Source organism: Pontibacter rugosus (assembly GCF_042678745.1).
GTDB classification, from domain to species: Bacteria; Bacteroidota; Bacteroidia; order Cytophagales; family Hymenobacteraceae; genus Pontibacter; species Pontibacter rugosus.
Genome location: NZ_JBHTLD010000249.1, coordinates 1 through 6244, shown reverse-complemented (window position 1 = coordinate 6244; position 6244 = coordinate 1). Strand labels below are relative to the sequence as shown.

Annotated in this window: 8 protein-coding genes and 1 pseudogene; 4 read left to right on the top strand and 5 right to left on the bottom strand. The window is 49.5% G+C overall.

The annotated features are described in order from the left end of the window. Window positions 1-33: 33 nt before the first annotated feature. The 4 genes and pseudogenes from ACFQ2O_RS19040 to ACFQ2O_RS19025 form a co-directional block, all read left to right on the top strand. Window positions 34-1173, top strand: a complete 1140-nt coding sequence (locus tag ACFQ2O_RS19040) for a hypothetical protein (RefSeq protein ID WP_377531718.1) — start codon at window positions 34-36, stop codon at window positions 1171-1173. Then, the gene (locus ACFQ2O_RS19035) at window positions 1174-1527 is read left to right on the top strand and encodes a tail fiber domain-containing protein (RefSeq protein WP_377531715.1); all 354 of its coding nucleotides are present in this window, start codon (window positions 1174-1176) and stop codon (window positions 1525-1527) included. 30 nt (window positions 1528-1557) lie between these two features. Beyond that, window positions 1558-3015 (top strand): T9SS type A sorting domain-containing protein, encoded by a 1458-nt coding sequence (locus tag ACFQ2O_RS19030; RefSeq protein ID WP_377531711.1) that lies wholly within the window; start codon window positions 1558-1560, stop codon window positions 3013-3015. A gap of 189 nt (window positions 3016-3204) precedes the next feature. Beyond that, window positions 3205-3408: pseudogene (locus ACFQ2O_RS19025) on the top strand (IS1 family transposase); the annotation flags it as partial. Window positions 3409-3533: 125 nt separating this feature from the next. On the opposite strand, the gene ACFQ2O_RS19020 reads toward ACFQ2O_RS19025, so the two are convergent. The 5 genes from ACFQ2O_RS19020 to ACFQ2O_RS19000 form a co-directional block, all read right to left on the bottom strand. Then, the gene (locus ACFQ2O_RS19020; protein ID WP_377531721.1) at window positions 3534-3968 is read right to left on the bottom strand and encodes an MATE family efflux transporter; all 435 of its coding nucleotides are present in this window, start codon (window positions 3966-3968) and stop codon (window positions 3534-3536) included. A 49-nt stretch (window positions 3969-4017) separates the two neighbouring features. Next, entirely contained in the window at window positions 4018-4194 is a 177-nt protein-coding gene (locus ACFQ2O_RS19015) for a hypothetical protein (protein WP_377531707.1), read from the bottom strand. Between the two features lie 101 nt (window positions 4195-4295). Next, window positions 4296-4760, bottom strand: coding sequence for a hypothetical protein (locus ACFQ2O_RS19010; protein ID WP_377531704.1), 465 nt, complete (start codon window positions 4758-4760; stop codon window positions 4296-4298). Window positions 4761-4869: 109 nt separating this feature from the next. Next, window positions 4870-5712, bottom strand: a complete 843-nt coding sequence (locus ACFQ2O_RS19005) for a sulfurtransferase (protein ID WP_377531701.1) — start codon at window positions 5710-5712, stop codon at window positions 4870-4872. 70 nt (window positions 5713-5782) lie between these two features. Beyond that, complete coding sequence (locus ACFQ2O_RS19000) at window positions 5783-6232, bottom strand: YhcH/YjgK/YiaL family protein (protein WP_377531698.1); 450 nt, start codon at window positions 6230-6232, stop codon at window positions 5783-5785. Window positions 6233-6244 lie beyond the last annotated feature (12 nt).

Here is a 6244-nt window from a genome sequence, read left to right as displayed (position 1 = left end):
TTTTATAGTAGGTTCTTATAAGTTTAAAAATATATGATCAGACATCTTCCCTCCATCAACCCTGGCAAGGTCAGCGCCCTGTTTAGTATGCTACTGGTAACTTTTGCGCTGGGGTATGGCCCCGAAACCTTAGGTCAATCTACCGGTGTGCGCATAGGAACCAGTCCTGCCGCTTCGCCGGACCCCAGCGCCATGCTGGACATTTCTGCTACTGATAAAGGTTTGCTCATTCCGCGCCTTACTGAGGTGCAGCGCCAGGCTATTGCCAGCCCAGCTACCGGCCTAATGGTTTTCCAGACCGATGGTTCTTCGGTTGGCTTCTGGTACTATGTTAGCCCGGGCGGCTGGACGTCTCTGAGCCCTAGTGGCGATAATTTAGGCGACCACACGGCCACTCAAAACCTGAACCTGTCCGATAAAGTGCTGGTGGGGCAAACAACTCCTGCTGCGGCTATAGGCACTACCGGCTTACGGGTAGATTCTGACGGCAAGGTGAACATAGGCACCAAACGGAATGCTGCCGTTTATGCGGGGTTGGAAGAACATACTGGCGCCGGTATCCTTTCTACCGGAACATTCAAGCATGATAGCGATTTCAATACAATAGCAGGCCCTGGCACCAGGTTGCTCTGGTCGCCGGAAAGAGCCGCTTTCAGGGTGGGCCAGGTAAGCGGCGACCAGTGGGATGGGACGAACGTGGGCCCTCATTCGGTAGGCATGGGCTCTGACGTCCTGGCTTCGGGTAGATATGCCATTGCTTTGGGACAAGAAACAAGAGCTTCCGGTGATAATTCGTTCGCATCGGGCTTTGATACAGAAGCTTCGGGCATTCATGCCATTGCTTTGGGTTACGGAACAAGAGCTACAGGTAATCATTCGTTTGCATTAGGTACTCGGACAGAAGCTTCCGGGTATTTTAGCACTGCCATTGGTTCATGGGTATCTACAGATAATAGGCAAGGCTCAGTAGTCATTGGCGACCATAATTATACTGAAATTGTTACTAAAGCAACTGCCAATAATCAGATGATAATGCGCTTTACTGCTGGTTATAGGCTATTGACCAATTCAAATGCTACATCTGGCGTAGAAGTATCTGCGGGGGGCGGTTCCTGGAGCTCTGTTTCAGACAGCACCCGCAAAGAGAACTTCCGCCCCATAGACGCTGAGTAGGTGCTGCTTAAAGTGGCAGCCCTGCCCATCACCGAGTGGAACTACAAGTCTCAGACCGCAAATGAACGCCACATAGGCCCCATGGCCCAGGACTTTTACGCCGCCTTCCGTCTCGACGGCATCGGCCGAGACACCACCATTAACACCGTCGACATTGATGGAGTGAATATGGTAGCCATCCAGGCACTGGAGAAAAGAACAACGGAACAGCAAAAGCAGATAGAGCTGCTACTTCTTCAGAATGCTGCGCTACAGGCCAAAGCCGAGAAAACTGATGCAGATTTGCAACACCTGCAGGAGCAGCTGACTAGGTTCTCAGGTAAACTACAGGTAGGTGTTCAAGCGAAGAAATAGTTGCATCCATATCTAACAGGCAACCAGCTTATGCGATTTTTAAAAGGAATGAAAGCAGCGTTGCTTTTCCCCGTATGCCTGGGTTGGCTTGGCTTTGAGGGGCAGGCCCAGGTCATCACGAATAACGGTGCCTCCATCTTTGTATCCGGCGGGGCGGTGCTTACCGTGAAAGGCAGTTTCGTGAACAGCGTCAGCGGGGCCGCCGTGCCTTCCGTAGATAACAACGGGACCATCCAGGTCTCAGAAAACTGGCAACTCGGCAGTCCGGCTCTATATACCGGTACTGGCGCCTTAGAGTTGAACGGCACCAGCGTGCAGCAGATTTCCGGCACTACGGTTCACAACCTAACAGTCAACAACCCCGCTGGCGTAACGCAATTGGATAATCTTACCGTTACCGGAAATGTAACCATTACGGATGGAAACCTGACGGCCGCTGCCGGCAAAACCCTGAACCTGGAAGGCGCCATTTCTGAAACACCTGATAAGATGTATGAGGGCGCGCTGGCGAAGACGGTTCAGGTTACTACCGTAACAGCATCCAGCAGCTTCGGGAATATAGGCATTAGTTTTGATAACACTGATGGCGGTAACTGGGGCAATGTAACAGTCATCCGCCATACAGGTCCGGGCAGCTATATTTCAAACCCCAACTCGCCCAGTTTACAGGGCATCAACCGTAACTGGAGTATAGAGTCTGAATTCAAACCAGACCGTAAAACCATTGCCCTCACGTTAAGCTGGTTTACAGAAGAAGACAATGGCCTGACTTTCCCCGGCAACCAGGCTCAGGTCTGGAAAAGCGAAGACGATGGATTAACCTGGATACGGGTAGAAGGCTTGAAACCCATCACTACCAACGGTAATGTGCGAAGCGTTACAGTACAGACCAACTCCACCTCCCTTTGGACAGTCGCCGATGAGATAACCCCGCTTCCGGTAACCTGGCTGCACTTTAACGGCAAGGCTACCGATACGGGGACTGAGCTAAGGTGGGCTACCGCCTCTGAGAAGGACACTGAATCTTTCGTTGTGGAGCGTGGTCTCGATGGCCGTGACTTCCATAGCGTAGCAGAGCTGGCCGCTGCCGGCAACAGCAGCATTCCATTGCAATATAGCTACACTGACAGTGCCCTGCCGGTGCAGGGCCATACGCTATACTACCGGCTGAGGCAGGTAGATCTGGACGGAAAGTCTGAATACAGCAAGGTGATTGCGGTGAGTAGGAAGGGCGAAATAGACGGGCTGAAGATGTCAGTTTTCCCTAACCCCTTCACCAGGGAGCTGACGGTAGGCGTAGACAAGTCTGTGGAAACAGCTCAGGTCCGCCTGTACGACCTTCAGGGCAAGAATCTATACTGTAGACAGTTGGAGGCGAGAGATGGTAAAGTGGTCCTGGGCGGATTGTCCGACCTGGCATTGGGCCTCTACCTGCTGGAGATTACTACCGAAGGGACTACTCAGGTATTTAGGGTCCTAAAGGAGTAAAGCGGCTGCAGCTGGACGAACTGTGAAGCTTTGTGGGCAGCAAGACGCGTAAGCGCTGGTTTTGTACGCCTAATGCCTTGAAAGCAGGGAGGTTGTGGCCCTGGTCTGCGGCTCGAGGAGCGCTGCGACCATGGGAAAGCTGTACCGGAAGCTCGGGGCCTGCAGGTGGACTAGTTCTGCACCGACAGATGGAAAGCGTTTGCCAAGGTGCTGCCCTACGACAAACACCTGGTGGGCAAGAAGCTGACAAAAGCCATTGAGGGCGTCAATACGGCCCTTAGGCTCGGAAATAGGAGAATGAACCGGAAGGCAACCTGCTTCTCAAACAAAGAAGAAAATCACATGTATGCCATGAACATAACCGTCAGCTATTTTTACCATCATACTTTCTAAAGCACTACCGAAGGTTTTAGTATGCGGCCGATGATGGTAAAGCTGATGCTTAAATTCTTACGACCTATTTTAAGCAAATTTTTTCCGTTGAAGAGGTGGTAAAGCTGGTAAATTATACCTAAGCTTCATCCTGTTGTGGTAGCCCAGGCAGCGCCCTCCAGCCCCTCTATACTACCAATTCCGAAAATCAGGAGCGGGTCTAGGATATTGTTTGCTCCGTTTGAAAGCCAGAGCGCGCACATAGCCAGGTGTGGCTGCCCAGCACTACGAAAGGCTCCGTTTATCAGGAAGAGCATGATAATGGCAATATTACCAGCAAAGGTAATCTGCGCGTAGGTAGTGCCAGTAGCGATAATGGCAGGTGTGGCACCCATCAAAGCTAATGTATCTGCACCAAAATAAGTTGCCACACCGCCCATCAGCAGGGCCAGAACCACGCCTGTAACTATTAGCTGAAGTGTGATACTGCCAGCTTCCTCAAAGTTCTTTTCCCCAACCCGCCGCGACACCATAGCCGTTGCCGCAATGCTGATGCCCATGCCCACGGCATAAATTATCATCAAGATAGATTCCGTCAGACCCACGGTGGCAAGTGCATCAGAACCTAACCTACCTACCTACAAAGAAGATATCTACAATGGCAAACAGCGACTCCATCAGCATCTCCAAAATCATGGGGATAGCCAGCAGTATTATACTTTGTTTGATGCCAAGGGTGGTATAGTCCTGCTCTTTGCCTTTTACGGCAGACCAAACGAGCACGAGGGAGTTTTTGAAGTTACTCATTATGTGGAGCAGATGAAACAGCCCGCAAGTTTACATTATATGAGGCGCTTTGCAAGGGTGCACTTCATGCTTCGCTGCGCGTAAGGCTGGATTTGATTAAGTCAATCCTTGATTTTCTCAACCACAGCCCGACCTTCTTTCTTGAACATCTTATACTCAGTTTTCCCATAGTGTTGAAGCATCGCAGAATCGGACAGGTAGGAGAAGTCGTTCAAATGACTTGGCAAATCTATATAGCTTACAAGTTCTCCATTGCTGATAAAGGCTATAACATTTTTCCAATCAACAGACTCAATGCCTGTTTTACCAAGTTGGCTTAAATCGGCCTTGGCAACATCTTCCGCCTTATCCAACTGCGAATAAGGAGTTAGAATGTATACTTTATCCCAAGTGTAGCTTGTCAAAGTATCCAGGCTGAAAGTTCGGGCTATAGAGTCTGCCAATACCTTTTGTGCTAGACTTTCTAATTTGTTTTTGGCAGTGATATCTTCTTTAGCTTCCTCTTTGCATGATATTGCTGTTGCAAGTATGAGCATCAAGCTCAGGTACAGGAGTTTGTTTTTCATATGCAGGGGATTTTAGCGATTGAAAGCTCTTAAAGACCTTAGGCGTGGCGCAGCTGCAAAAGAAGGTGCATTAAGTAACATACTGTAGCCATTTCTTTCCAAATATTATTTAACCTTCAGTAGCAATAGGCCTTCCGCTTCTAGACCACTCACTCCAGGAGCCAACGTAGAGCTGCGGTATACCTAAACCTGCATAGTTCATTGCTAACAACGTATGACAAGCTGTTACGCCAGAGCCACAATGCACTACTATATCTTCTGCTATGCGGTTACCGAGCAATTCTTTATACTTTGCGTGTAGCACTTCGGGTGCTAAAAAGGAGCCGCTACTATCCAGGTTAGAGTTAAAGGGCACATTGATGGCTCCCGGAATATGGCCTGCTACTAAATCAATAGGTTCAGTCTCGCCTCGGAACCGTTCCGGGTCGCGAACATCTATTACCAGCTGTGATTGCTCCTGTAAGGCCTCTGCTACTTTAGTTATACTTGCAGTTGGCAGCTTCCAGTTACTGTAGCTATAAGGAGCAACTGCAGCAGCAGTTTCTGCTCCGGAGCTAACAGGTACATCTGCGGCATGGGCAGCAATATATCCTCCTTCCAGCACCTGCACATTGCTGTGGCCAATAGCCCGTAGCATCCACCAGAAACGAGCTGCAGCGTTAGCGCCATTCTTATCATCGTACACCACCACATGGCTTTCCGGGTGAATACCAAGTATTCCTAAAAGCTGAGCAAAGCTTGCAATGGTTGGTAGCGGGTGTCGGCCGCCATCTGACGGATCAGAACGCTTATGCGCCAGATCTTTTTCCAAGTCCACGTACAGCGCACCTGCCAGATGTTCTGCTTCATACTTTTGCCTGGCACCAGGTCCTGTTCTGGCATCAATTAGCACCACGTCCTTCTGTTGCTGTAGCAAACAGATGAGTTCTTGAGGCTTAATAATTGGTTTCATCAAATCATTCATTAAGCTTAATGCTGTAAATACTGAAGTTTAAAACATGCCTGATGCATACACTAACTATCTACCTCACCGCAATCTTCAGCACCACCTTGCGTAATACCTCTTCCGTAGCCATAGCTGCGTGAGCGTCATCTGGGTAGAAAATGGTATATGAACCGGCAGGCACATCAAACCAGTTGCTGGTTTTATCAGGGAAAAAGGCGGCGTCACGTTCTTCAGTGTATGGGTCGTTTGGCTGGCTGCACTGGGCAAGGTCTTTCCAGCCCATGTGGTCAGTGCCGGATATCACATATTGTATGTCGATGTACTTGCGGTGCACCTCTAGCTTGGCCTTCTGCTTTGGGTTTCCTTTTGCTTCGGATATGATTGCAAATAGGTCTTTACCTTCTATTTCGTGCACACCAGTAGGTACGTTCATCAGGTCAGTCTCCTGCAGGTAGCGGAATGCTTTCTCAAAAAGCGGGTGCATAGAAGTATAGCGAGCGGCATTAGTGAGTTTATCAAGAACCATTTTATTTTAATT

Excerpts from the sequence above, each read along its gene's own strand:
- ACFQ2O_RS19040 (WP_377531718.1), top strand. The coding sequence starts at position 34 with ATGATCAGACATCTTCCCTCCATCAACCCTGGCAAGGTCAGCGCCCTG.
- ACFQ2O_RS19030 (WP_377531711.1), top strand. The coding sequence starts at position 1,558 with ATGCGATTTTTAAAAGGAATGAAAGCAGCGTTGCTTTTCCCCGTATGC.
- ACFQ2O_RS19020 (WP_377531721.1), bottom strand. The coding sequence starts at position 3,968 with ATGATAATTTATGCCGTGGGCATGGGCATCAGCATTGCGGCAACGGCT.
- ACFQ2O_RS19015 (WP_377531707.1), bottom strand. The coding sequence starts at position 4,194 with ATGAGTAACTTCAAAAACTCCCTCGTGCTCGTTTGGTCTGCCGTAAAA.
- ACFQ2O_RS19010 (WP_377531704.1), bottom strand. The coding sequence starts at position 4,760 with ATGAAAAACAAACTCCTGTACCTGAGCTTGATGCTCATACTTGCAACA.
- ACFQ2O_RS19005 (WP_377531701.1), bottom strand. The coding sequence starts at position 5,712 with ATGAAACCAATTATTAAGCCTCAAGAACTCATCTGTTTGCTACAGCAA.
- ACFQ2O_RS19000 (WP_377531698.1), bottom strand. The coding sequence starts at position 6,232 with ATGGTTCTTGATAAACTCACTAATGCCGCTCGCTATACTTCTATGCAC.